General features: G+C 71.6%; 20 protein-coding genes. 16 read left to right on the top strand and 4 right to left on the bottom strand.

Annotation, left to right across the window (positions count from 1 at the left end):
- Positions 1–49: 49 nt before the first annotated feature.
- Entirely contained in the window at positions 50–1066 is a 1017-nt protein-coding gene (locus ACFY1E_RS22860) for a LacI family DNA-binding transcriptional regulator (protein ID WP_351480256.1), read from the bottom strand.
- Between the two features lie 301 nt (positions 1067–1367).
- On the opposite strand from ACFY1E_RS22860, the gene ACFY1E_RS22855 reads away from it, so the two are divergent.
- From ACFY1E_RS22855 to ACFY1E_RS22820, 8 genes are all read left to right on the top strand, one after another.
- Positions 1368–3311 (top strand): acyl-CoA dehydrogenase family protein, encoded by a 1944-nt coding sequence (locus tag ACFY1E_RS22855; RefSeq protein WP_389078830.1) that lies wholly within the window; start codon positions 1368–1370, stop codon positions 3309–3311.
- Between the two features lie 226 nt (positions 3312–3537).
- Entirely contained in the window at positions 3538–4803 is a 1266-nt protein-coding gene (dxr, locus tag ACFY1E_RS22850; RefSeq protein WP_389078828.1) for a 1-deoxy-D-xylulose-5-phosphate reductoisomerase, read from the top strand.
- Positions 4804–4811: 8 nt separating this feature from the next.
- Entirely contained in the window at positions 4812–6104 is a 1293-nt protein-coding gene (locus ACFY1E_RS22845) for a M50 family metallopeptidase (protein ID WP_389079284.1), read from the top strand.
- A 219-nt stretch (positions 6105–6323) separates the two neighbouring features.
- A complete protein-coding gene (ispG, locus tag ACFY1E_RS22840; RefSeq protein WP_115905551.1) occupies positions 6324–7481 on the top strand; it encodes a flavodoxin-dependent (E)-4-hydroxy-3-methylbut-2-enyl-diphosphate synthase in 1158 nt (385 codons plus the stop codon).
- Positions 7482–7708: 227 nt separating this feature from the next.
- Entirely contained in the window at positions 7709–8557 is an 849-nt protein-coding gene (locus tag ACFY1E_RS22835; RefSeq protein WP_389078825.1) for a GNAT family N-acetyltransferase, read from the top strand.
- 78 nt (positions 8558–8635) lie between these two features.
- Positions 8636–9202: a GNAT family N-acetyltransferase gene (locus ACFY1E_RS22830; RefSeq protein ID WP_389078822.1), complete on the top strand. Its 567-nt coding sequence runs from the start codon at positions 8636–8638 to the stop codon at positions 9200–9202.
- A 73-nt stretch (positions 9203–9275) separates the two neighbouring features.
- A complete protein-coding gene (locus ACFY1E_RS22825) occupies positions 9276–10979 on the top strand; it encodes a proline--tRNA ligase (RefSeq protein ID WP_389078820.1) in 1704 nt (567 codons plus the stop codon).
- Positions 10980–11134: 155 nt separating this feature from the next.
- A complete protein-coding gene (locus ACFY1E_RS22820) occupies positions 11135–12352 on the top strand; it encodes a M20 family metallopeptidase (protein WP_389078817.1) in 1218 nt (405 codons plus the stop codon).
- A 167-nt stretch (positions 12353–12519) separates the two neighbouring features.
- On the opposite strand, the gene ACFY1E_RS22815 is transcribed toward ACFY1E_RS22820, so the two are convergent.
- From ACFY1E_RS22815 to ACFY1E_RS22805, 3 genes are read right to left on the bottom strand one after another with little or no spacing between them, the layout of a single operon-like run.
- Complete coding sequence (locus ACFY1E_RS22815; protein ID WP_389078815.1) at positions 12520–13428, bottom strand: aminoglycoside phosphotransferase family protein; 909 nt, start codon at positions 13426–13428, stop codon at positions 12520–12522.
- 26 nt (positions 13429–13454) lie between these two features.
- Positions 13455–13913 (bottom strand): ferritin-like domain-containing protein, encoded by a 459-nt coding sequence (locus ACFY1E_RS22810; RefSeq protein ID WP_389078812.1) that lies wholly within the window; start codon positions 13911–13913, stop codon positions 13455–13457.
- Positions 13910–14422, bottom strand: a complete 513-nt coding sequence (locus ACFY1E_RS22805; protein WP_389078810.1) for a hypothetical protein — start codon at positions 14420–14422, stop codon at positions 13910–13912. The genes ACFY1E_RS22810 and ACFY1E_RS22805 overlap by 4 nt, the downstream gene beginning before the upstream one ends.
- Positions 14423–14774: 352 nt before the next feature.
- Between ACFY1E_RS22805 and rimP the strand changes: the two genes are divergently transcribed.
- From rimP to ACFY1E_RS22765, 8 genes are all read left to right on the top strand, one after another.
- Positions 14775–15272 carry a ribosome maturation factor RimP gene (gene rimP / locus ACFY1E_RS22800; RefSeq protein WP_389078807.1) on the top strand — a complete coding sequence of 166 codons (498 nt, stop codon included), beginning with the start codon at positions 14775–14777 and terminating at the stop codon, positions 15270–15272.
- A gap of 2 nt (positions 15273–15274) precedes the next feature.
- Entirely contained in the window at positions 15275–16285 is a 1011-nt protein-coding gene (nusA, locus tag ACFY1E_RS22795) for a transcription termination factor NusA (protein WP_351480224.1), read from the top strand.
- Between the two features lie 101 nt (positions 16286–16386).
- The gene (locus ACFY1E_RS22790) at positions 16387–16665 is read left to right on the top strand and encodes a YlxR family protein (RefSeq protein WP_185124210.1); all 279 of its coding nucleotides are present in this window, start codon (positions 16387–16389) and stop codon (positions 16663–16665) included.
- A 148-nt stretch (positions 16666–16813) separates the two neighbouring features.
- Positions 16814–19933 (top strand): translation initiation factor IF-2, encoded by a 3120-nt coding sequence (gene infB, locus ACFY1E_RS22785; RefSeq protein ID WP_389078805.1) that lies wholly within the window; start codon positions 16814–16816, stop codon positions 19931–19933.
- 144 nt (positions 19934–20077) lie between these two features.
- Positions 20078–20371 (top strand): DUF503 domain-containing protein, encoded by a 294-nt coding sequence (locus ACFY1E_RS22780; protein ID WP_242775834.1) that lies wholly within the window; start codon positions 20078–20080, stop codon positions 20369–20371.
- A 32-nt stretch (positions 20372–20403) separates the two neighbouring features.
- Positions 20404–20856, top strand: a complete 453-nt coding sequence (gene rbfA, locus ACFY1E_RS22775) for a 30S ribosome-binding factor RbfA (protein ID WP_344404750.1) — start codon at positions 20404–20406, stop codon at positions 20854–20856.
- On the top strand, positions 20853–21758 hold the full coding sequence (gene truB / locus ACFY1E_RS22770; RefSeq protein WP_389078801.1) for a tRNA pseudouridine(55) synthase TruB: 906 nt from the start codon (positions 20853–20855) through the stop codon (positions 21756–21758). Before rbfA ends, truB begins: the two co-directional genes overlap by 4 nt.
- Before the next feature lie 340 nt (positions 21759–22098).
- Positions 22099–25785 (top strand): trypsin-like peptidase domain-containing protein, encoded by a 3687-nt coding sequence (locus tag ACFY1E_RS22765; protein WP_389078798.1) that lies wholly within the window; start codon positions 22099–22101, stop codon positions 25783–25785.
- Positions 25786–25809: the final 24 nt, after the last annotated feature.

Here is a 25809-nt window from a genome sequence, read left to right as displayed (position 1 = left end):
TGCTCCCGAAAGACATGAGGGTGCCCGCAAGGGGCACGGAAGAGCGGGATCAGGAAGTACCGGAGGGTGCCGGGCCCGTGCTCGCCCGTACCGTCAACTCCGGGGCGAGCAGCACGACTTCGTCCGTGCCCCGGCCGTCCAGCTTGGCGACCAGCCGCTCCACGGCGTGCCGGCCCATCTCCTGCGCGGGGATGGCGACCGACGTCAGCCGCACCGAGGCCTGCACGGCGACCTGGTCCGGGCAGACCGCGACCACCGACACGTCCTCGGGCACGGCACGGCCCTGCTGGCGGAGCAGGGCGAGCAGCGGCTCGACCGCCGACTCGTTCTGCACGACGAAGCCGGTGGTGCCCGGCCGCTCGTCGAGAATGCGGGCGAGGGTGACGGCCATGGCGTCGTACCCGCCCTCGCACGGCCGGTGCAACAGCCGTACGCCCAGCTCCTGGGCGCGCGAGCGCAGCCCGTCGAGGGTGCGCTCGGCGAAGCCCGTGTGCCGCTCGTAGACGGCGGGGGCCTCTCCTATGACAGCGATGTCGCGGTGGCCGAGCATCGCCAGGTGCTCCACGCACAGTGCGCCGGTCGCCTTGAAGTCGAGGTCGACACAGGTCAGTCCGGAGGTGTCGGCGGGCAGGCCGATGAGGACCGAGGGCTGGTCGGTGCCGCGCAGCAACGGCAGCCGCTCGTCGTCGAGTTCGACGTCCATCAGGATCATCGCGTCGGCGAGCCCGCTGCCGGTCACCCGGCGCACCGCGTCGGGGCCCTCCTCGCCGGTCAGCAGCAGGACGTCGTAGCCGTGGGTGCGGGCCGTGGTGGCGACCGCGATGGCGATCTCCATCATCACCGGTACGTACATGTCGGTGCGCAGTGGGACCATCAGCGCGATGATGTTCGACCTGCTGCTGGCCAGGGCCCGCGCGCCCGCGTTCGGGTGGTAGCCGAGCTCGCGGATCGACTGCTCGACCCGCTGCCGGGTGGTCGTGGAGATGGACCGCTTGCCGCTGAGGACATAGCTCACCGTGCTCGCCGAGACTCCGGCATGCTGGGCGACCTCGGCGAGGGTGACCATCCAGCTCTCCAAGCGTGTGAAGCGCTTCGACAGTGCGCATTGCGAACAGGGGCGGGTGGGGGTGGTTCGACACTAGCTCTAGCGAGGGTGGGTGTCCATAGGGAGTCGAAGCGCTTCGACAGCTTTCTTCTCGGCTTTCCTTGCGCGGTGTTGTCCCACGGAAGAGGTCGTACCAGAAACATCCGCCGAACGGCTGCACAAAGGGTGGTGACCTCGCCCCGAATCGGGTACATACGATCGGGTAGCACCCGTCGGTAACCAAAGTCGACCAAGATCCCGATTCGCGGCGAGGTGGCCCCCAATGTCCGCAGCACCCGCACCCTCTTCCCGACGCCCCACCGTCACCGAACGCGAGGCCCGCCAGGTGGCGGAGGCGGCCCGTGAACAGGACTGGCGCAAGCCGAGCTTCGCCAAGGAACTCTTCCTCGGCCGCTTCCGCCTCGACCTCATCCACCCGCACCCCACCCCGTCCACCGAGGAGGCGCAGCGCGGCGAGCAGTTCCTCACCAAGCTGCGCGACTTCTGCGAGACGAAGGTCGACGGCGCGCTGATCGAACGGGAGGCCCGGATCCCCGACGAGGTGATCAACGGCCTCAAGGAAATCGGTGCCCTCGGCATGAAGATCGACACCAAGTACGGCGGCCTCGGCCTCACCCAGGTGTACTACAACAAGGCACTCGCGCTGGCGGGCTCTGCCTCCCCGGCGATCGGCGTGCTGCTGTCGGCGCACCAGTCGATCGGCGTACCGCAGCCGCTCAAGCTGTTCGGCACGCAGGAACAGAAGGAGCAGTTCCTGCCCCGCTGCGCGCGCACCGACATCAGTGCCTTCCTGCTCACCGAGCCGGACGTCGGCTCCGACCCGGCCCGCCTCGCGACCAGCGCGGTGCCGGACGGGGACGACTACGTCCTCGACGGCGTGAAGCTGTGGACCACCAACGGCGTGGTCGCCGACCTGCTGGTCGTGATGGCCCGGGTGCCGAAGAGCGAGGGCCACAAGGGCGGCATCACCGCCTTCGTCGTGGAGACCAACTCGCCGGGCATCACCGTGGAGAACCGCAACGCCTTCATGGGCCTGCGCGGCATCGAGAACGGCGTCACCCGCTTCCACCAGGTCCGCGTCCCGGCGGCCAACCGGATCGGGCCGGAGGGCGCGGGGCTGAAGATCGCCCTCACCACCCTCAACACCGGCCGGCTCTCGCTCCCCGCGTCCTGCGTGGCCGCCGGCAAGTGGTGCCTGAAGATCGCCCGTGAGTGGTCGGCGGCCCGTGAGCAGTGGGGCAAGCCGATCGCCCAGCACGAGGCGGTCGGGTCGAAGATCTCCTTCATCGCGGCGACCACCTTCGCCCTGGAGGCCGTACTCGACCTGTCCTCGCAGATGGCCGACGAGGACCGCAACGACATCCGCATCGAGGGCGCCCTGGCCAAGCTCTTCTCCTCGGAGATGGCCTGGCTCATCGCCGACGAACTCGTCCAGATCCGCGGCGGCCGCGGCTTCGAGACGGCCGCGTCCCTCGCCGCCCGCGGCGAGAAGGCGGTCCCGGCCGAACAGGTCCTGCGCGACCTGCGCATCAACCGCATCTTCGAGGGCTCGACCGAGATCATGCATCTGCTGATCGCGCGCGAGGCCGTCGACGCCCACCTGTCGGTGGCCGGCGACCTGATCGACCCCGAGAAGTCCTTGCAGGACAAGGCCAAGGCAGGCGCCAACGCGGGTGTCTTCTACGCCAAGTGGCTCCCGAAGCTGGTCGCGGGACCGGGCCAACTCCCGGTCTCCTACGGCCAGTTCAAGCACGGCGTGGACCTGTCCCCGCACCTGCGCTACGTCGAACGGCACTCCCGCAAGCTGGCCCGCTCCACCTTCTACGCCATGTCCCGCTGGCAGGGGAAGATGGAGACCAAGCAGGGCTTCCTCGGCCGCATCGTCGACATCGGCGCCGAACTGTTCGCGATGAGCGCGGCCTGCGTACGGGCCGAACTCCTGCGCAGCCAGGGCGACCACGGCCGCGAGGCCTATCAGCTCGCCGACGTCTTCTGCCGCCAGTCCCGCATCCGCGTCGAGGAACTCTTCAACCGCCTGTGGACCAACACCGACGACCTCGACCGCAAGCTGGTCAAGGGCATCATGTCGGGCACCTACGAGTGGCTGGAGGACGGCATCGTCGACCCGTCGGGCGAGGGACCGTGGATCGCCGCGGCGGACCCCGGTGCCTCGGAGAAGGAGAACGTGCACCGTCCCGTCCGCTGACCGCACCACCTTCTGAGGCAACCCCCGGCGCGTGATCTTCACGGCGTTCCGCCGGGGGGGCTGTCCGGCGCGTGCGGCTGCGGCGACCGACCACGGGGTCCGTGAACGCCGAACTCAACCGCCGGGCAGCCCCCAGGGGCCCCTTCGGCCTGCGCAGAGCGCAACAAGCCACCCACCCGAGCGACGCACTGTCCACCCGGCGCTCCGGCTCGGCAACAATGGAGCAATGAGCGACAGTCCAGCCCCCCTCGCCGACCCCCATCTCGTCTACGACCCCGTGGCGGGAACCGGCCCCAAGGACGTGGTGATCCTCGGCTCCACCGGGTCGATCGGCACCCAGGCCATCGACCTCGTGCTGCGCAACCCCGACCGCTTCCGGGTCACCGGCCTGTCCGCCAACGGCGGCCGGATCGCCCTTCTCGCCGAACAGGCGCACCGGCTGCGGGTACGGACCGTCGCGGTCGCCCGTGAGGACGCCGTACCGGCACTGCGCGAGGCGCTCACCGCGCAGTACGGCGCGGGGGAGGCGCTCCCGGAGGTCCTCGCCGGGCCCGAGGCGGCCACCCAGCTCGCCGCCTCCGACTGCCACACCGTGCTCAACGGCATCACCGGCTCCATCGGCCTCGCCCCGACCCTCGCCGCCCTGGAGGCGGGCCGCACCCTCGCGCTCGCCAACAAGGAGTCGCTCATCGTCGGCGGCCCGCTGGTCAAGGCGCTCGCCAAGCCCGGGCAGATCATCCCGGTCGACTCCGAGCACGCGGCCCTGTTCCAGGCGCTGGCGGCCGGTACGCGCGCCGACGTGCGCAAACTCGTCGTCACCGCCTCCGGCGGCCCCTTCCGCGGCCGTACCAAGGCCGAGCTGGCGAACGTCACCGTCCAGGACGCCCTCGCCCACCCCACCTGGGCCATGGGCCCGGTGATCACGATCAACTCGGCGACCCTCGTCAACAAGGGCCTCGAGGTGATCGAGGCACACTTGCTGTACGACATTCCCTTCGACCGCATTGAGGTCGTCGTGCATCCCCAGTCGTATGTCCACTCGATGATTGAGTTCACCGACGGATCGACGATCGCCCAGGCGACGCCCCCCGACATGCGCGGGCCCATCGCCATCGGCCTGGGCTGGCCCGAGCGCGTCCCCGACGCGGCACCGGCCTTCGACTGGAGCACGGCCTCGACGTGGGAGTTCTTCCCGCTCGACAATGACGCGTTCCCGTCGGTGAACCTCGCCCGGCACGTGGGTGAACTCGCGGGCACCGCGCCGGCGGTGTTCAATGCGGCCAACGAGGAATGCGTGGAGGCGTTCCGCAGTGGCGCGCTGCCGTTCAACGGGATCATGGAGACCGTGACCAGGGTCGTCGAGGAGCACGGCACCCCGCCCACGGGAACCTCACTCACCGTGCCGGACGTCCTCGAAGCGGAGACCTGGGCACGGGCCCGGGCCCGGGAACTGACGGCGCAGACGACTTCTGCCGCGGAGGCGCGTGCATGACATCCCTGATGATGATCCTCGGCATAGTGATCTTCGTGGTCGGCCTGCTGGTCTCGATCGCGTGGCACGAGCTGGGGCATCTGTCCACCGCCAAGCTCTTCGGCATCCGCGTGCCGCAGTACATGGTGGGCTTCGGCCCGACCCTCTGGTCGCGGAAGAAGGGCGAGACGGAGTACGGCTTCAAGGCCGTCCCGCTCGGCGGCTACATCCGCATGATCGGCATGTTCCCGCCCGGCGACGACGGCCGGATCACCGCGCGCTCCACCTCGCCCTGGCGCGGCATGATCGAGGACGCCCGCTCGGCGGCCTTCGAGGAACTCCGCCCCGGGGACGAGAACCGCCTCTTCTACACCCGCGCCCCCTGGAAGCGGGTCATCGTGATGTTCGCGGGCCCCTTCATGAACCTGGTCCTGGCCGTGGCTCTGTTCCTCACGGTCCTGATGGGCTTCGGCATCACCCAGCAGACCACCACCGTCAGCTCCGTCTCGCAGTGCGTCATCGCCCAGAGCGAGAACCGCGACAAGTGCACGAAGTCCGACGCCGCCTCCCCGGCCGCCGCGGCCGGCCTCAAGGCCGGCGACAAGATCGTGTCCTTCAACGGGGTGCGGACCGACGACTGGAACAAGCTCTCCGACCTCATCCGCGCCACCCCCGGCAAGGACGTGGCGATCGTCGTCGACCGCAAGGGCCAGGAGACGACCCTGCACGCGAAGATCGCCACCAACCAGGTCGCGAAGAAGGACTCCACCGGACACGTGGTCCCGGGCAAGTACGTCACCGCCGGCTTCCTCGGCTTCAGCGCCGCAAACGGCGTGGTCCGCCAGGACTTCGGCGAGTCGGTGTCCTGGATGGGCGACCGGCTCGGCGAGGCCGTCAGCTCCATCGCCGACCTGCCCGGCAAGATCCCCGCCCTGTGGAACGCGGCCTTCGACGGCGCCCCCCGCCAGCCCGACTCCCCGATGGGCGTGGTCGGCGCGGCCCGCGTCGGCGGCGAGATCTTCACCATGGACATCCCGCCGACCCAGCAGCTGGCCACCGCCCTGATGCTGATTGCCGGCTTCAATCTCTCCCTGTTCCTCTTCAACATGCTCCCGCTGCTCCCGCTCGACGGCGGACACATCGCGGGCGCCCTGTGGGAGTCGCTGCGCCGCCACCTGGCGAGGGTGCTGCGACGCCCGGACCCGGGCCCGTTCGACGTGGCGAAGCTGATGCCGGTGGCGTACGTGGTGGCGGGCGTCTTCGTCTGCTTCACACTGCTGGTGCTGATCGCGGACGTGGTCAACCCCGTGAAAATCACCTAGCGGAAATCAACTGGTCACGCGGAGTTTGTGGCGGCCCGACACGCTTTGTGCCGGGCCGCCTTCCCATGAGTGGGTTTACGGGCGAGGGCGTCCCCCCACCGGGTGTGTTCGAGGTGGGGGCGTGCTGGGGCCCGCGCCGGTGCCGTAATCTCGAAGCGAAGCCTGGAGCCCGATGATCCGGGACCGGACCTTGATCCACGACTTGGGGTTGCACAGCAGATGACTGCGATTTCTCTCGGCATGCCGTCCGTTCCGACCAGGGTTGCCGAGCGTCGGCAGAGCAGGCAGATCCAGGTGGGATCCGTGGCGGTCGGCGGCGACGCGCCCGTGTCCGTGCAGTCGATGACCACGACCCGTACGTCCGACATCGGCGCGACCCTCCAGCAGATCGCCGAGCTCACCGCCTCCGGCTGCCAGATCGTGCGCGTCGCCTGCCCCACGCAGGACGACGCGGACGCGCTCGCCACCATCGCGAAGAAGTCGCAGATCCCGGTCATCGCCGACATCCATTTCCAGCCGAAGTACGTGTTCGCGGCCATCGAGGCGGGCTGCGCGGCCGTCCGCGTCAACCCCGGCAACATCAAGCAGTTCGACGACAAGGTCAAGGAGATCGCGCGGGCCGCCAAGGACCACGGCACCCCGATTCGCATCGGCGTCAACGCCGGCTCCCTCGACCGCCGCCTGCTCCAGAAGTACGGCAAGGCGACCCCCGAGGCCCTGGTCGAATCGGCCCTCTGGGAGGCGTCCCTCTTCGAGGAGCACGACTTCCGGGACATCAAGATCTCGGTCAAGCACAACGACCCGGTCGTGATGATCGAGGCCTACAAGCAGCTCGCCGCCCAGTGCGACTACCCCCTCCACCTCGGCGTGACCGAGGCCGGGCCCGCCTTCCAGGGCACGATCAAGTCGGCGGTCGCCTTCGGCGCACTGCTCTCGCAGGGCATCGGCGACACCATCCGCGTCTCCCTCTCCGCGCCCCCCGTGGAGGAGGTCAAGGTCGGCAACCAGATCCTGGAGTCCCTGAACCTCAAGCAGCGCGGCCTGGAGATCGTCTCCTGCCCGTCCTGCGGCCGCGCCCAGGTCGACGTCTACAAGCTGGCCGAGGAGGTCACGGCGGGCCTGACCGGCATGGAGGTCCCCCTCCGCGTCGCCGTCATGGGCTGCGTCGTCAACGGCCCCGGCGAGGCCCGCGAGGCCGACCTCGGCGTCGCCTCCGGCAACGGCAAGGGCCAGATCTTCGTCAAGGGTGAGGTCATCAAGACGGTCCCCGAGTCCAAGATCGTGGAAACCCTCATCGAGGAGGCCATGAAGCTGGCCGAACAGATGGAGGCGGACGGCACCCCGTCGGGCGAGCCGTCGGTCTCGGTGGCGGGCTGAGGACACTTCTCGAGCGCCGGTGCGGGCTTGCTCTTTTCAGCCCGTCCGGCGTTTGAGGACGAGGCCGTTCAGGCCGATGAGCGGGGGCCTGGGGGCGGCAGCACCCAGTGACGGCACAGCAGCCAAGGCCCACTGGGCGACGGGCAGTACGCCAACCGGGGGCAGCACCGCCCGGCTTCCGCAGGTACAGTGCGGAGATCAGCAGAACCTCACGATGAGGCCCGCACGTGTTGACGCAGACCACCTCACGGGTGCTCGAACCGAGCGACCTGGACGCCGCGCTCGCCGTCCTCGACCGCGAGCCGGTCGCAAACGCCTTCGTGACCTCCCGGGTCCAGGTCGCGGGCCTCGACCCGTGGCGGCTCGGCGGCGAGATGTGGGGCTTCTACGAGGAGGGCATGCTGACCTCCCTGTGCTACGCGGGCGCCAACCTCGTCCCGATCTGCGCCGGTCCGCGCGCCGTGCGCGCCTTCGCCGACCGCGCCCGCAGGGTCGGCCGCCGCTGCTCGTCCATAGTCGGCCCCGTCGAGTCCACCACCCAGCTCTGGCGCCTGCTCGAACCCAGTTGGGGCCCGGCCCGCGAGGTCCGCGCCCACCAGCCGCTCATGGTCACCGACCGCATGCCCGCCGACATCGCCCCGGATCCGTACGTCCGCCGCATCCGCAAGGACGAGATGGAGACGATCATGCCGGCCTGCGTGGCGATGTTCACCGAGGAGGTCGGCGTCTCACCGCTGGCCGGGGACGGCGGGCTGCTGTACCAGGCCCGGGTCGCGGAACTCGTCGGCTCGGGCCGTTCGTTCGCCCGCCTCGACGAGAACGGCAAGGTCGTCTTCAAGGCGGAGATCGGCGCCGCCACCCCCCAGGCCTGCCAGATCCAGGGGGTGTGGGTCGCCCCCGAGTACCGGGGAATGGGGATCGCCGCACCGGGCATGGCCGCGGTCCTCCGCTACGCGCTGGCGGACGTGGCCCCGATCGTCAGCCTCTACGTCAACGACTTCAACACCCCCGCGCGAAGGGCGTACCAGCGGGTGGGGTTCCAGGAGGTCGGCGCTTTCATGAGCGTTCTCTTCTAGCCGCACTTCCGGCCGGACTTCCCGCCGCAGCTCACAGCGCTGTTCTGAGCCCCGTACGAGACCTGTAGTCTCCCCGGCATGCTGCGCTTTCCCGGTCACGGACACCGCCATCCCGAAGACGTCGTGATCGGCCCCCTCGACCTGACCGCCCGGGTCGACGAGGCCCTTGCAGTGCAGGCCCTGGCCTTCGGACTCGGCGCCGACGAGGTCGCCGTACGCCGGCAGATCGTTCTGCGGCACATGACCTACCCGGGAGCCCGCGCGCTCGGCGCCACCGTAGAAGGCCGCCTCGTCGGCTTCGTCTACGGCATGCCGAACGACCGCACCCACTGGTGGTCCACGGTCGTCGAGCCGTACCTCCGCGCGCAGGGACACGACGGCTGGCTCGACGACTCCTTCGTGATCACCGAGCTGCACGTGCACCCGCGCCACCAGAACCGCGGCATCGGCCGCTCCCTGATCACGACCATCACGGACGGTGCCACCGAGCCCCGCTCGATCCTGTCGGCGATCGACGTCGACAGCCCGGCCCGCGGCCTCTACCGCTCCCTCGGCTACCAGGACCTGGCCCGCCAGGTCCTCTTCCCGAGCGCCCCGAAGCCGTACGCCGTGATGGGCGCCCCCCTGCCCCTGCGGCGTCGTTAACGGATTTCCACCGGCACAGCAAGCCCGGCTAACCTCCATGCCATCACCGTTTCCCGGCAGGAGTACGAGAACCATGGCGAACGCACCGGTCCAGCGCATGTCCCAGTTGATGGCGAAGACGCTGCGTGACGACCCGGCGGACGCCGAGGTCCTCAGCCACAAGCTGCTCGTCCGGGCCGGCTATGTGCGCCGCACGGCGGCCGGCATCTGGTCGTGGCTGCCCCTCGGCAAGAAGGTCCTCGCCAACGTGGAGCGGATCGTCCGTGAGGAGATGGACGCGATCGGAGCCCAGGAGGTGCTGCTCCCCGCCCTGCTGCCGCGGGAGCCGTACGACGCCACGGGCCGCTGGGACGAGTACGGCGCCGAGCTGTTCCGCCTCCAGGACCGCAAGGGCGGCGACTACCTCCTCGGTCCCACCCACGAGGAGATCTTCACCCTGCTGGTGAAGGACCAGGCGTCCTCCTACAAGGACCTGCCGGTCATCCTCTACCAGATCCAGCACAAGTACCGTGACGAGGCCCGCCCGCGGGCCGGCATCCTGCGCGGCCGTGAGTTCCTGATGAAGGACTCGTACTCCTTCGACACCGAGGACGAGGGCCTCGCCCAGTCCTACGCCCTGCACCGCCAGGCCTACCAGCGCGTCTTCGAGCGCCTCGGCCTCGACTACCGCATCTGCGCCGCGACCGCGGGCGCGATGGGCGGCTCCAAGTCGGAGGAGTTCCTCGCCCCCGCCGAGGCCGGCGAGGACACCTTCGCGGACTGCCCGTACTGCGACTTCGCGGCCAACACCGAGGCGATCACCTACGAGCTCAAGCCGGTGGACGCCGAAGGCGTGCCCGCGCTGGAGGAGATCCCGACCCCCGACACCCCCACCATCGAGACCCTCGCCGCCTTCCTGGAGGTCCCCGCCTCCGCCACCCTGAAGAACCTCCTCGTGAAGGTCGACGGAGAGATCGTCGCCGTCGGTGTCCCCGGTGACCGCGAGGTGGACATGGACAAGGTCGAGGCGCACTTCGCTCCGGGGGTCGTCGAGATGGTCACCGAGGCGGACTTCGCGGGCCGCCCCGACCTGGTCCGCGGCTACGTCGGCCCGCAGGGCCGCGGCGAGAAGGTCAAGTACATCGCCGACCCGCGCGTGGCCCCCGGCACCGCTTGGATCACCGGCGCCAACAAGGCGGCCACGCACGCCAGGAACGTCGTCGCGGGCCGTGACTTCGAGGTCGACCAGTACGTCGACGTCGTGGTCGTCCAGGAGGGCGACCCGTGCCCCAAGTGCGGCACCGGCCTCAAGCTGGACCGCGCCATCGAGATCGGCCACATCTTCCAGCTCGGCCGCAAGTACGCGGACGCCCTGAAGCTCGACGTCCTCGGCCAGAACGGCAAGCCCGTCCGCGTCACCATGGGCTCCTACGGCATCGGCGTCTCCCGCGCCGTCGCGGCCCTCGCCGAGCAGACCGCCGACGAGCAGGGCCTGTGCTGGCCCGCCGAGGTCGCCCCGGCCGATGTGCACGTCGTCGCCGCGGGCAAGGCCCTGCAGATCGAGCTCGCCCTCGACGTCTCCGAGAAGCTGCGGGCGGCCGGTCTGCGCGTCCTGGTCGACGACCGGGCGGGCGTCTCACCGGGCGTCAAGTTCACGGACGCCGAACTCATCGGCGTACCGAAGATCCTGGTCGCCGGCCGCCGCTCCGGCGAGGGCGTCCTGGAGCTGAAGGACCGCAAGACAGGCGAGCGCGAGGAGCTGACGGTGGACGAGGCGATCGCCCGCCTCAGCGCCTGAGGCGCAACTCCTCGGGAACGTCTCCGTCTCGGGAGCGTCCTGAAGGCGCGCGGAGCTATTTCGCCAATTTCCGCACGACGCCGAGTCGTTCCCTCATCATTTCCGACCACATGGGCAATACATGTGACAGTCGGTGCGTGGGTGAGGGGAGAGGGATGAGCCTGAGAGACGACGCGCGTGAGCTCCAGGGTGAACTGGCCGTCCTGCGCCGGGCGTTGCACCGGGAGCCGGAGATAGGGCTGCACCTGCCGCGCACACAGGAGAAGGTGCTGGCCGCGCTGGACGGACTGCCGCTGGAGATCAGCACCGGCGGTTCGCTTTCCTCCGTCACGGCCGTGCTGCGCGGCGGCGCTGCGCCCGGCGGCCCCGTCGTACTGCTGCGCGGCGACATGGACGCTCTGCCCGTCACCGAGCGCACCGGCGCGGAGTTCGCCTCCCGGATCGCGGGCGCCATGCACGCCTGCGGTCACGACCTGCACACGGCCGGTCTGGTCGGCGCCGCCCGGCTGCTCGCGGACCGGCGCGAGAGCCTCGCCGGGGACGTGGTGTTCATGTTCCAGCCGGGGGAGGAGGGCTGGGACGGCGCCGGGCACATGGTCCAGGAGGGTGTGCTGGATGCGGCGGGACGTCCCGTCGACGCCGCCTACGGACTGCACGTCAGCTCGTCGTCGTACCCGACCGGTGTCTTCGCCTCCCGCCCCGGCCCGCTGATGGCGGCCTCGGCGGGCCTGCATGTGCGCGTGGTCGGCGCCGGTGGCCACGGCTCCCGCCCGCACGACTCCCTCGACCCGATCCAGGCGGCCTGCGAGATGGTCACCGCGCTGCAGACGATGGTGACCCGGCGCTTCGACGTGTTCGACCCGGTCGTGGTCACCGTCGGCACCTTCCACGCCGGCACCCGGCGCAACATCATCCCCGACGACGCGGCCTTCGAGGCGACCGTCCGCACCTTCTCGCCGGCCGCCGCCGAACGCATCGCGGAGGTCTCCGTACGCCTCTGCCAGGACATCGCCACCGCCCACGGCCTCACCGCCGAGGTCGACTTCGTCCCCGAATACCCGGTCACGGTCAATGACGCCGGCGAACACGACTTCGTCGCCGACACCGTCCGCGAGGCCTTCGGGGAGGAGCGCTTCGAGCAGCTCACCGACCCCATCACCGGCTCGGAGGACTTCTCCCGGATCCTGGACCGGGTGCCGGGCGCCTTCGTCTTCCTGGGCGCCGACGCCACCGGCGACCCGGAGACCGCCCCCACCAACCACTCCCCGCTCGCCGCCTTCGACGACGCGGTGCTGTCCGACGGCGCCGCCCTGCTCGCCGAACTCGCCGTCCGCCGACTCGCCCAGCAGGCACACAGCGCCCGTACCACCTGATCCCCGCAGTGCCGGCGCTCGGTGTGCATGAGCGAAGTCCGTACGGCCCTCATGGGGGCGCAGGGCGAGCGAACTGCCCCCGCTCGAGCGAAGCCGAGAGCGGGGGAGCGCCAAGCCCCCACGAACCCGCAGCCCGCAAACAACCTCCACTCCCGAGCTGAATCGCCCTAAAGCCACCCGGCGAACTCGAGCAGGAGCTCCGCGTCCTTGCCCCGCCCCACCCGAAGCGCCCGCACCCCGGACTCCACAGCCCGGAACAACGTCCACCCCCGCAACCGCTCCTGATCCACATCCAACGACTCGGCAAGCCGCTTCACCCGCCGCCGCGTCGTCGCCGCCCCCGCCGGCGAGGCGATCAGATCCTCCACCCGGTCCCGCACCAACCGAGCCAGATCGAACGCACACTCACCCACCACCGGATCGGGCCCCACGGCCAGCCACGGCATCCGCTCGCCGGCCAGCACCTTGCTCTGCCGAAACGTCCCGTGCAGCAGCCGCTGCTCGGGCGGATCCGCCAGCAGTTCCTCGCGGGCGGCGACCGCGGCGTCGACCAACACGGCCACCTCGGCGAAGCCCGCCGCGGTCGCCCGCATGGCCTCGGCCTGCCGCCCGGTCCGCTCGGCCACGGTCTCGAAGACATGCGCGCCCTCGTCGGCAGGTGGCTCCACCCACAGCCGCCGCAACGTCCCCGCCGCCTCCAGCAGCGCCTTCGCCTCCGGCAACGACCGCACCGACACATCCGGATGCAGCCGCTCCAGCAGCAACACGCCCTCCGTCGTGAACGGTTCGACCAGCTGTACGGCGCCCGTACCGCCCCAGTGCGCCAGCGCGGCCCGCTCGCTCTCCGGACGGGCCCGGGGCGGGGCCAGCTTCAGCACGGCGGGCGTCCCGTCGGGGCGCCGCACCAGCACGACCAGGCTGCTTCGGCCGCCGGGCACCTGCACCCGTTCCACGGTCAACTCGCGCAGCTCGACCGCCTGCCGGGCCGCCTCGGGCAGCTTCTCCAGCCAGTCGTCGCCGTCCGGTGCCGTCTCACCGAGCGCCCTGACCAGACGCTGCGGCGGTGCGAAAACCATGCGCGAGTCGTTCCTTCCAGTACGCGTTACGCCGTGGGGGCCGGCGAGGCCGGGGCGGTGGCCGCCCGCTCGGCGAGCCCAGGGAAGGCTACGCTCTCGCCGCTCCAGCGCACCGCCCGCACCGCCGCCTCCCGCAGCGCCCCGGCGGCAGCCCGCCGCCGCTCGCCGACGGTCGCCCGCACCAGGTCGGAGTAGACCCCGGCCACCCGGTCCTCCAGCTCGGTGGCCAGCCGCACGGCCGCGGCCGAGTCCGGCACCGGGAACGGCAGCGCGTACCCCGCGGCCGCGGCCACCGGCGTGCCGCCCAGGTCCCGTACCTCGCGGGTGAGCGCGTCCCGTCGGGCCCGGTGCGCGTCGTACGCCGCCCGGGCCTCCGTACGCCGTCCCGCGCGGATCCGCCCGCCGACGACCCCGTAGCCGTACACCGCCGCATGCTCGGCGGCCAGCGCCGCCTGCAGGGCCTTCAGCTCCTTCTCCCGGCTCACCCGGCACCCTCCGTCAGCAGATACGCATGCGCCGCCCCGGCCGCCGCCACCGAGGCCAGCAGCCGCGCCAACTCGCCCGGCACGTCGAGGAGCGCCGCGATCCGCCGGTCGGCCAGGGCCCGCTCGGCGGCGGCAAGCTCGGCGAGGGCGTCCTTCTGGTTCACGGGTACGGCGGCGGAGGGCGAAGCCGGTTCCGTCGCCGTGGGGGAGGATTCCGCCACCGTCCCCCCGAAGGCCTCCACATGCCGGCCGACCTCCGCCCGCAGCGCCCCCAGCCGCTCCGCCACGGCAGGATGCGCGGCGATCACGGCGTCGTACCGCCCGAGCAGCCCCACGCTGTCCCGCGCCGCACGCGCGCGTGCCTTCTCCGTGACCGAGGGGCTGCCACCGGCACTCTGCTCGGACTCCCCACCGGAGCAACCCACCAACAGGGCGGCCCCGGCGGCCGAAGCGAGCACGGATCTTCTGCGCGGCCCCGAGGGGGCGCGCAAGGGCGGGGGGTACGGCACGGCTGACGTCCTCGGGGGGCTCGAACGAACACGCTCGCGGGAAGAGCGCCCCGCGTGTGATCACGGTACCCGCGCATCCGTCGCAGTCATGTCACCGGCTCGACAGCCACCTGAAGGGGCGCGAGGCTGTGTCGACATGCGGCTCCGCCGCGTGGGCGCGACAAGCCACACACAACCCGCACTCGCCCAATAGGCCACAGCTCCCCAGCCAATAGGCGACCCGGCACCACCGCCGGAGGCACCCGGCACCGCACGTCCGTACGTGTACGGCAACACACCTTGCGACCGGATACCCTTTGACCAGACACGCGACCCATCCCACAACAGCACACGCGGCCGAGGAGTCACCCGGATGAGCACCACCCAGAGCGAGAGGCTGCGAGAGCTCCTGGAACCGCTCGTCACCTCCCAGGGCCTGGATCTCGAAGAGATCGCAGTGGACTCCGTCGGACGCAAGCGGGTGCTGCGCGTGGTCGTCGACTCCGACACCGGTGCCGATCTGGACCAGATCGCCGATGTGAGCCGCGCGCTCTCGGCGAAGCTCGACGAGACGGACGCGATGGGCGAGGGCGAGTACACCCTCGAGGTCGGAACCCCGGGCGCGGAGCGCTCCCTCACCGAGCACCGGCACTACGTGCGCGCGGTCGACCGGCTGGTGAAGTTCCAGCTGACCGAGGGCGGCGAACTGGTCGCCAGGATCCTGAAGGTCGACGACGAAGGCCTCGATCTCGAGGTGCCCGGGGTGAAGGGCCGCAGGCCCACCAGCCGCAGACTCGCCTTCTCGGACATCGACAAGGCGCGCGTGCAGGTCGAGTTCAACCGCAAGAACGAGAAGGAAGAGGAGGCGTAGCCGTGGACATCGACATGAGTGCCCTGCGGGGCTTGGTACGGGAGAAGGAGATCTCCTTCGACCTGCTGGTCGAGGCGATCGAGTCGGCCCTCCTCATCGCCTACCACCGAACCGAGGGAAGCCGCCGCCACGCGCGCGTGGAGCTCAACCGGGAGACCGGCCACGTGACGGTGTGGGCGAAGGAGGATCCCGAGGACCTCGAGGAGGGGCAGGAGCCCCGCGAGTTCGACGACACCCCGTCCGGCTTCGGCCGTATCGCCGCCACCACCGCCAAGCAGGTCATCCTGCAGCGGCTGCGCGACGCCGAGGACGACGCGACGCTCGGCGAGTACGCCGGCCGTGAGGGCGACATCGTCACCGGAGTGGTCCAGCAGGGCCGCGACCCGAAGAACGTGCTCGTGGACATCGGCAAGCTGGAGGCCATCCTGCCGGTGCAGGAGCAGGTGCCGGGCGAGACGTATCCGCACGGCATGCGACTGCGCTCGTACGTCGTACGGGTGGCGAAGGGCGTCCGCGGCCCGTCCGTGACCCTCTCGCGCACCCACCCGAACCTGGTGAAGAAGCTCTTCGCCCTGGAGGTGCCGGAGATCGCCGACGGCTCCGTGGAGATCGCCGCGATCGCCCGCGAGGCCGGTCACCGCACCAAGATCGCCGTACGGTCCACCCGTTCGGGCCTGAACGCCAAGGGCGCCTGCATCGGCCCCATGGGCGGGCGTGTGCGCAACGTCATGGGCGAGCTGAACGGCGAGAAGATCGACATCGTCGACTGGTCGGACGACCCGGCGGAGATGGTCGCCAACGCGCTGTCGCCCGCCCGGGTCTCCAAGGTGGAGGTCGTGGACCTCGCCGCCCGCTCCGCGCGCGTGACGGTGCCGGACTACCAGCTGTCCCTGGCGATCGGCAAGGAAGGGCAGAACGCCCGCCTCGCGGCCCGGCTGACCGGCTGGCGGATCGACATCCGCCCGGACACCGAGCCGGCCGAGGACCAGCGTGCGGAGCAGCGCGGGGAATAGATCCAAGCCGCGGATGGCTCAGATCACGACAGTTGTATGCGCGGAACTGTTCGATTCTTGCCCCAAAGGGGTGAGGTCGCCACGGGGAGGTAGACTTAAGAGTGTCTGGCCGGACGCGCGCCCGCGCATGCCCTGAGCGCACCTGTGTGGGGTGCAGGCAGCGAGCGGCCAAGAAGGATCTGCTGCGCATCGTGGCGGTCGAGGGCGAATGTGTCCCCGATCATCGCGGTACGCTGCCCGGCCGGGGTGCTTATGTGCACCCCGCCCTGGTCTGTCTCGACCTGGCGGTACGCCGCCGGGCGTTCACGCGGGCGCTGCGCGCCCCGGGAGCGCTCGACACAAAGGCGTTGCGCCTCTATGTCGAGCAGGCAACACCGTAAGACGCGGTCGTGCGGAACCCCCGTGCGGCCCTGGTACCCCGCGAGTTGGAAGTAGGTCGAGATTGCGATGAGCACTCGATGAGCACGCGATGAGTACGCCCATGAAGTAGCGACGGTCCGGCCGCAACCCGGACCTAAAAGGAGCGAAGTGGCTAAGGTCCGGGTATACGAACTCGCCAAGGAGTTCGGGGTTGAGAGCAAGGTCGTCATGGCCAAGCTCCAAGAACTCGGTGAATTCGTCCGTTCGGCGTCTTCGACCATCGAAGCGCCCGTCGTCCGTAAGCTGACGGACGCCCTCCAGCAGGGCAACGGAGGCGGCAAGTCCGCCCCCGCACGCAAGGCTGCCCCGGCTCGTCCGGCAGCCCCCTCTCCCGCGCAGGCCGCCCGTCCGGCCGCCCCGCGCCCGCCGGCCCCCAAGCCGGCCGCCGCCGAGAAGCCCGCGGCTCCCGCCGCGCCGGCCGCTCCCGGCCCCCGTCCCACCCCGGGCCCGAAGCCCGCGCCGCGGCCCGCTCCGGCGTCCCCGGCTCCGACCACGCCCGAGTTCACGGCGCCTCCGGCGGCTCCCGCCGCCCCGGCTGCCTCCCAGGGCCAGGGCTCCGGCCCGCGTCCGGGCGCCCCGCGTCCGGCAGGCCAGGCCCCGCGTCCGGGCGCCCGTCCCGGCGGCCCCGCTCAGGGCGGCCAGGGCCGTGGTGAGCGCGGCGACCGTCCCGGTGGCGCCCCGCGCCAGGGTGGCGGCGCTCCGCGTCCCGGTGCCCGTCCGGCCGGTCCCCGTCCGGGCAACAACCCCTTCACCTCCGGTGGCTCCACCGGCATGGCGCGCCCCCAGGCGCCCCGTCCGGGTGGCGCTCCGCGTCCCGGCGGCCCGGGTGCCCCGGGTGGCGCTCCGCGCCCGCAGGGTGCCGGCCAGGGTGGTCCGCGTCCCCAGGGTGCGGCGGGCGGTCCCCGTCCGCAGGCTCCGGGCGGCCCGCGTCCGACCCCGGGCGGCATGCCCCGCCCGCAGGGCGGCGGCCCCCGTCCCGGCGGCGGCCCCGGCGGCCCGCGTCCCAACCCCGGCATGATGCCGCAGCGTCCGGCTGCCGGCCCGCGTCCCGGCGGCGGTGGCCCCGGCGGCCGCGGTCCCGGCGGCGGCGGTCGTCCCGGTGGCGGCGGCGGTCGTCCCGGCGGCGGTGGCGGCTTCGCCGGTCGTCCCGGTGGCGGTGGCGGCGGCTTCGCCGGTCGTCCCGCCGGTCCCGGTGGTGGCGGTGGCGGCGGCTTCGCCGGTCGTCCCGGCGGCCCCGGTGGTGGCGGCGGTGGCCGTCCCGGCTTCGGCGGTCGTCCCGGCGGTCCGGGCGGTCGTGGTGGCACGCAGGGCGCCTTCGGTCGTCCCGGCGGTCCCGCGCGTCGCGGTCGCAAGTCGAAGCGGCAGAGGCGCCAGGAGTACGAGGCCATGCAGGCCCCGTCGGTCGGCGGCGTGATGCTGCCTCGCGGCAACGGCGAGACCATTCGCCTGTCGCGCGGTGCCTCCCTCACCGACTTCGCGGAGAAGATCAACGCCAACCCGGCGTCGCTCGTCGCGGTCATGATGAACCTGGGCGAGATGGTCACGGCCACGCAGTCCGTCTCCGACGAGACGCTGCAGCTCCTCGCGGGCGAGATGAACTACGAGGTTCAGATCGTCAGCCCCGAGGAGGAGGACCGCGAGCTGCTCGAGTCCTTCGACATCGAGTTCGGCGAGGACGAGGGCGGCGAGGAGGACCTGGTCGTCCGTCCGCCGGTCGTGACCGTCATGGGTCACGTCGACCACGGTAAGACCCGACTGCTCGACGCCATCCGCAAGACGAACGTCATCGCGGGCGAGGCCGGCGGCATCACCCAGCACATCGGTGCCTACCAGGTCGCGACCGAGGTCAACGACGAAGAGCGCAAGATCACCTTCATCGACACCCCGGGTCACGAGGCGTTCACCGCCATGCGTGCCCGTGGTGCGAAGTCGACCGACATCGCGATCCTGGTCGTCGCGGCCAACGACGGCGTCATGCCGCAGACGGTCGAGGCGCTCAACCACGCCAAGGCGGCCGACGTCCCGATCGTCGTCGCGGTCAACAAGATCGACGTCGAGGGCGCCGACCCGACCAAGGTGCGCGGTCAGCTCACCGAGTACGGGCTGGTGGCCGAGGAGTACGGCGGCGACACGATGTTCGTCGACATCTCCGCCAAGCAGGGTCTGCACATCGACTCCCTGCTGGAGGCCGTGGTCCTCACCGCGGACGCCTCGCTCGACCTGCGGGCCAACCCGAACCAGGACGCGCAGGGCATCTCCATCGAGTCCCGTCTCGACCGCGGCCGCGGTGCCGTGTCGACGGTCCTCGTCCAGCGAGGCACCCTGCGGGTCGGCGACACGATGGTCGTGGGCGACGCCTACGGCCGGGTCCGCGCCATGCTCGACGACAACGGCAACAACGTCACCGAGGCAGGCCCGTCGACGCCGGTCCAGGTCCTGGGCCTGACCAACGTCCCGGGTGCGGGCGACAACTTCCTGGTGGTCGACGAGGACCGTACGGCCCGTCAGATCGCCGAGAAGCGCGCCGCCCGTGAGCGCAACGCCGCGTTCGCCAAGCGCACGCGCCGTGTCTCCCTCGAGGACCTGGACAAGGTGCTCAAGGCCGGCGAGGTCCAGCAGCTCAACCTCATCATCAAGGGTGACGCTTCTGGTTCCGTCGAGGCTCTCGAGTCCTCCCTGCTCCAGCTGGACGTCGGCGAAGAGGTCGACATCCGCGTCCTGCACCGCGGCGTCGGTGCGGTCACGGAGTCGGACATCGACCTGGCGATGGGCTCGGACGCCATCGTGATCGGCTTCAACGTCCGTGCGGCGGGCCGCGCGGCGCAGATGGCCGAGCGCGAGGGCGTGGACGTCCGCTACTACTCGGTCATCTACCAGGCGATCGAGGAGATCGAGGCGGCCCTCAAGGGCATGCTCAAGCCGGAGTTCGAGGAGGTCGAGCTCGGTACGGCGGAGATCCGCGAGGTCTTCAAGTCGTCCAAGCTGGGCAACATCGCGGGTGTTCTCATCCGCTCCGGCGAGGTCAAGCGCAACACCAAGGCGCGCCTCATCCGCGACGGCAAGGTGGTCGCGGAGAACCTCAACATCGAGGGTCTGCGTCGCTTCAAGGACGACGTCACCGAGATCCGCGAAGGGTTCGAGGGCGGTATCAACCTCGGCAACTTCAACGACATCAAGGTCGACGACGTCATCGCGACGTACGAGATGCGCGAGAAGCCGCGCGTCTGATCCAGCACGCGATCGGGGCCGATCGGCGGGGAAGTTCCTCCACGGAATTTCCGTCGATCGGCCCCGGCCGTTGCGTGTACGGTTCCCGTATCGGCGTCGAAGCGTGGCGCCCGTACCCCGAACCGGCGGGACATCCGGACACACATGTATGTGGGGACTCTGTCCTTCGACCTGCTCCTCGGCGACGTCCACTCGCTCAAGGAGAAACGCTCTCTCGTCCGTCCGATAGTGGCCGAGCTCCAGCGCAAGTACGCGGTGAGCGTGGCGGAGACGGGCAGTCAGAACCTCCATCGCCGGGCCGAGATCGGCCTCGCGATGGTTTCCGGGGACACGGGACACCTCTCCGACGTACTGGACCGCTGCGAGCGGCTGGTCGCCGGGCGGCCCGAGGTGGAACTGCTCTCGGTTCGACGCAGGCTCCACAGCGACGAAGACTGAAGCAAGAAGTAAGCACTTAAGGAGACGGACCAGTGGCCGACAACGCGCGTGCCAAGAGGCTGGCGGACCTCATCCGAGAGGTGGTGGCCCAGAAGCTGCAGCGTGGGATCAAGGACCCGCGGCTCGGCTCGCACGTCACCATCACGGACACCCGGGTCACCGGGGACCTGAGGGAGGCGACCGTCTTCTACACGGTGTACGGGGACGACGAGGAGCGGGCGGCCGCGGCCGCCGGTCTGGAGAGCGCCAAGGGCGTGCTCCGCTCCGCGGTCGGCGCGGCCGCGGGCGTGAAGTTCACGCCGACGCTGACCTTCGTCGCGGACGCCCTGCCGGACACCGCCCGGACCATCGAGGACCTCCTCGACAAGGCCCGCCAGTCCGACCAGAAGGTGCGCGAGGTCTCGGCCGGCGCCACCTACGCCGGTGAGGCGGACCCGTACAAGAAGCCGGGTGACGAGGACGAGACGGACGACACCGCCGAATGACCCAGAAGAACCGGACGCCCGACGGGCTTGTCATCGTGGACAAGCCGTCGGGCTTCACCTCGCACGACGTGGTCGCCAAGATGCGCGGCATCGCCCGCACCCGCCGCGTCGGGCACGCAGGAACCCTCGACCCCATGGCGACGGGCGTGCTCGTCCTCGGCGTCGAGCGCGCCACCAAGCTGCTCGGTCACCTCGCGCTGACCGAGAAGGAGTACCTGGGCACGATCCGCCTCGGGCAGACGACCCTGACCGACGACGCAGAGGGCGAGATCACGGGGTCGACAGACGCCTCGAAGGTCGCCCGCGAGGCCGTCGACGCCGGGATCGCCAAGCTCACCGGCGACATCATGCAGGTCCCGTCCAAGGTCAGCGCCATCAAGATCGACGGTGTGCGCTCCTACAAGCGGGCGCGTGAGGGCGAGGAGTTCGAGATCCCGGCCCGCCCGGTCACCGTCTCGTCCTTCGCGGTGTACGACCTCCGGGACGCCGTCGCGGAGGACGGCACCCCGGTGCTGGACCTGGTGGTCTCCGTCGTCTGCTCGTCCGGCACCTACATCCGGGCCCTGGCCCGCGACCTGGGCGCCGGTCTGGGCGTCGGAGGCCACCTCACCGCGCTGCGCCGCACCCGCGTCGGCCCGTACAAGCTGGACGCGGCGAAGACGCTCGACGAGCTCCAGCAGGAGCTGACGGTGATGCCGATCGCCGAGGCGGCCACGGCCGCGTTCCAGCGCTGGGACGTGGACGCCAAGCGGGCCCGGCTGCTCACCAACGGCGTACGGCTGGAGATGCCCGAGGTGTACGCGGGCGGCGGCCCGGTGGCCGTCTTCGACCCCGAGGGGCGCTTCCTCGCGCTCGTCGAGGAACAGAAGGGCAAGGCGAAGAGCCTGGCCGTCTTCGGCTAGGCGCTCCGCTGGTTGTGCCGCGCCGGGGCATCTTTCGTCTGCTGCGCCGTCGTGGCTTGTCGCGCAGTTCCCCGCGCCCCTGAAGGGGCGCTCCCGAACCGCTGGGTGCTTTGCCCGTGGAGCGGCGTCACGGGGTTGTGCCGCCGCTCCACGGTCCCCCCTCGGTTCCCCCACCCCTAGGGTGTATCCACGGACCCCCGCCTGTTCACCCGTCCGGGCAGGCGCTCGGAGTGAATCGAGGGAGCGGAAGGGGGCGCGTTCGCCAAGGGATCTGTCCCGCTGATCATCGTGGCCCTAACGTCGAACCGAGGGCACAGATGTACGGCGGGGAGGCTCGAACATGGCGGTACGGGGCCCGCGGACCGGGGGCGGACACCGGCCGCCGGAGGATACGCGAACGGGGCACACCCCTGCCGGGGAACCGACCGCCGGTGACACCGCCCTGGTCCGCGTCCACGACCTCGCCGGCCGCCCCCGCGGCACCGGCTTCGTCGCCGACCACCACGGCACCGTCATCACCAGCCACGAGGCCGTCGACGGGCTGCCCAGGCTGGTCCTGCACACGGCCGACGACCGCACCTGCCTGGTGACCGCGGACGCGGTGACCCCGCTGCCCGATCTGGACCTGGCCCTCGTACGCACCGAGGGTCTCGGTGTCGAACCGCTGCCGGTCACGGTCCGGGACCGGGTCGAGACCGGCCGATACGTCCGCCTCGCCGCCGGCTGCTGGCGCGAGGCACGCGTGCTCGGCGCGACCTCCGTGACGTATGCGGCGACGGACCGCTTCCATCTCCTCGACGAGGCCCTGGAGTTGGCCATCGGCACAACCGGCCGGGACGCGCTGCGGCTGGGCGGCGGGGCGGCCGGCGGGCCGGTCCTGGACGCCGAGACCGGCGCCGTCGTCGCCGTCCTCGGCACCGCACTGCACTCCGGCCACCGCGACGTCGGCTTCGCGGTCCCGCTCCGTCCCGCACCGAGCGGCCCGCTCGGCGAACTGCTGGCCCTGAACGCGGCGACGGTGCCCGCGTACGGAGCCGACCTCAACCTGGCCGGCGTACTGGAGCTGACGGCCACGTCGGTGGGCCAGGACGGCCCTGGGGGGACGCTGGAGGGCTGCGTCGGCCGGACGGGCGTCGAGCCGGTCGAACGAACGGACACGGCAAGGAAGTTGGCCGCATTCGTGCAGGGCCCGGACGCCGTCCTCGGCCTCGTCGGGCCACCGGGCAGCGGTCGTACGACGGAACTCGCGTCCCTCGCAGCCCGCCGCAACCGCGGCCCCGAACCGGCCCCCACGCTGTGGCTGCGCGGCGCCGACCTGAAGGAGGACGACACCTCGGTCGCGGACGCGGCCGCCCGCGCACTGGCCCGCGCCGCCCGCATCGTCGCGACGGCGAAGTCCACCTGCGCCGCCGCCCTCGGCGACACCGGCCCGAACCGCCTCGCCCAGACCGCCCGCACAGCAGACCGCCCCCTGCTCCTCCTCCTGGACGGCCCGGAGGAAATGCCGCCCGCCCTGACCCACCGGCTACCGGAGTGGACCGAGGGAACGGCGGAATGGCTGCGGGAGACGGGAACGCAGCTGATCGTGGCGTGCAGGGCGGAGTACTGGGAGGTCTTCTCGGCCGGGCGGAACACCTCGGCCCGTCCGGCGTTCGAGGACGAGGCCGTTCAGGCCGAAAGCGGGGGTCTGGGGGCGGCAGCCCCCAGGGACGGGACGGGTAGGGGCGGCGGGGGCGACATGCCCTGCGTACGCCTCGGCGACCTCACGGAGGACGAGGCCCGCAGAGCCCGCGCGCGCTACCGCATCCCCGAGGGCACCCTCGAGGCCCCCGACGCCCGCCACCCCCTCACCCTCCGCCTCCTCTCGGAGATCCACGCGGCCCTCCAGGACGCCCCCACCGCCCGCGTGGACCGCAACGACGTCCTCGCGGCCCACCTCGACCTGATGTGCCTGCGCATCGCCGTCAGACTGGCCGCCGAGAACGGCCTGCGCGGCACCGCCGTACGCCGCCTCGCCGCAAAGGTCTCCGGTCAGGTCCACGAGGCAGCCCGCCGCAGCCTCGGCCCCGGACAGGGCGAGCTGGACCGGAAGACCTTCGAGGCGGTGTTCCCCTGGGGAGCGGCCCCCGCGAGGCTGGGCGGCGGCACCGGCTGGGCGTCGGCGGTCCTCACCGAGGGCCTGCTCGTCCCCGCCGGCACCGGCTACCGCTTCGCCCACGAGGAACTCGCCGACTGGCTCCAGGGCATGCACCTCGACCTCGACGAGGCCCTGCGCACCCTGGTCCACCACAGCCACACCCCTGACGGCGGCACCCACGCCATCCCCGTACCGCACCACCGCATCGGCCCCGTCGTGGAGGCCCTGCTGCTCCTCGCCCGTCAGGAGGGGCCCGCCCAACTCGCCGTAAGAATGGAGGAGTTGGCCAACGTCCTGGATGCGGACCCGCACTCCTGGTGGCCCGCCCGCCTCCTCACCGAGACCCTGCTGCGGGTGCCGGACGCCACCCCGTACCTGGCGGTCCTGCGACGGCTCGCCGACCGTCTCGTGGCGGCACGCCGTCACGAGGGTCTCAACCCCCGGGAAGCCAGGGACGATTCCCGTCCGGTACTCGCCGCCACGGACCCCTTCGCCCCCGGCTTCTGGACCGCCCTGCCGCTCCCGCAGACCGAACGCCTCGACCTGCTGCGCCATCTGCTCCTCGCCGACGGCCCCCCGCAGGACACCGGCCCCCGCTACCTGGACGCCGTCTCCCAGCTCCTCGCCGACGATCCCACCGCCCTGCAACCCCTCCTCACCCGCTGGTTCGACGACGACCGCCCGCTCCCCGCGACCCCGCACGCGACCGTCGCCGAAGCGGCGCAGGCGCTGCTGCACACCCACCGGCACCTCGCTCTGGACGACCTGACCGAGGTGCTGGTCGAGAGCGCGCACCCGAGGGCGGACGAACTGCTCGCCGTACTCGCGGAGGACGAGCCGTCCACCATCTGCCGGGCCGTTGACCGATGGGCGCACGACGAGCGGCCCGCGCGGCGGGTCGCGGCCGTGGCGTACGGCCTGCGCGCCGCACCCCACGTCCGTACCGACGCCGACCGCGAACTCCTGCGCTACGCGGCCCTCGCCCTCCTCGCCCGACCCGCCGACTGCACCCTGCACGGCGGTGCGCTCGCCCTTCTCGTACGCGACCCACGCACGCGTGCCCGCCATCTCCCGCAGGCGCTGCGGCAGTTCGCCGACGGAGACCCGCACTTCCCGGCGAGCGCACTGGTCGCCGCCCTGACCACACATCCGGAACCGGTCCTCGACGCCTTCCGTGAGCGTCTGCGCCGCCCGGACGCCGGCCAGGCGCTGCGCACGCTCGCCGACGTCACCACGCCCCCGCTGGCCCGCAGGGTCGCCACGCTGGTGCGGGAGGCGGTGGAGCGGCGCCCGGAGACCGCCGCCGACGTGGCCGCGTACGTCGACCGGCGGCTCGACCAGGGACCGGAGGCCCGCGCCGTGCTCTTCCCCCTGGTCACCGGTCTGCTCGACGGCGGCCCGGAGCAGGTGCGGGCCGCGCTCGCCGCCGTACTCGCCGCTCCCGGCACCCCCGCCTCCCGCGTCCTGCGCCGCGAACTCCTCGACTTCCTCCTGACCCACGAACAGGCCCCCGCGGTCCTGGACACCCTGCTGCACACCGCGGCCCGGCACGCCGGCGACGACGCGCGCGAGCTGGTGCACCGCACCGGACTGCTCCTCGTCCGCACCCCGGACGGCGCGGCCCGTTTCGACCGCGGCCTGGTCGACCTCGCCCGGCAGCTCCCCGGCTTCGCCGCCCGCATGACCGGCTGGCTCACCGAGGCCCCGCAGACCTGGTCGGCGGTGGTGGGCCCGAGCACCCGCCGGATGATCAAGAACTTGGCGGGCGTGAGCGCCCCTCTCAGGGGCGCGGGGCTGCACCGACATGCGGCTCCGCCGCGGGGCGCGACCAGCCACGACGACGCCGCAGTCACAAGACGACCCATCGCGGCACTACCCGCGGAGCGCTAGGCCGATGCGGGCCGCCAGGCCCGG

This window comes from Streptomyces sp. NPDC001604, from assembly GCF_042893475.1.
Taxonomy (GTDB): domain Bacteria; phylum Actinomycetota; class Actinomycetes; order Streptomycetales; family Streptomycetaceae; genus Streptomyces.
This window is presented reverse-complemented; position numbering and strand designations above follow the sequence as displayed.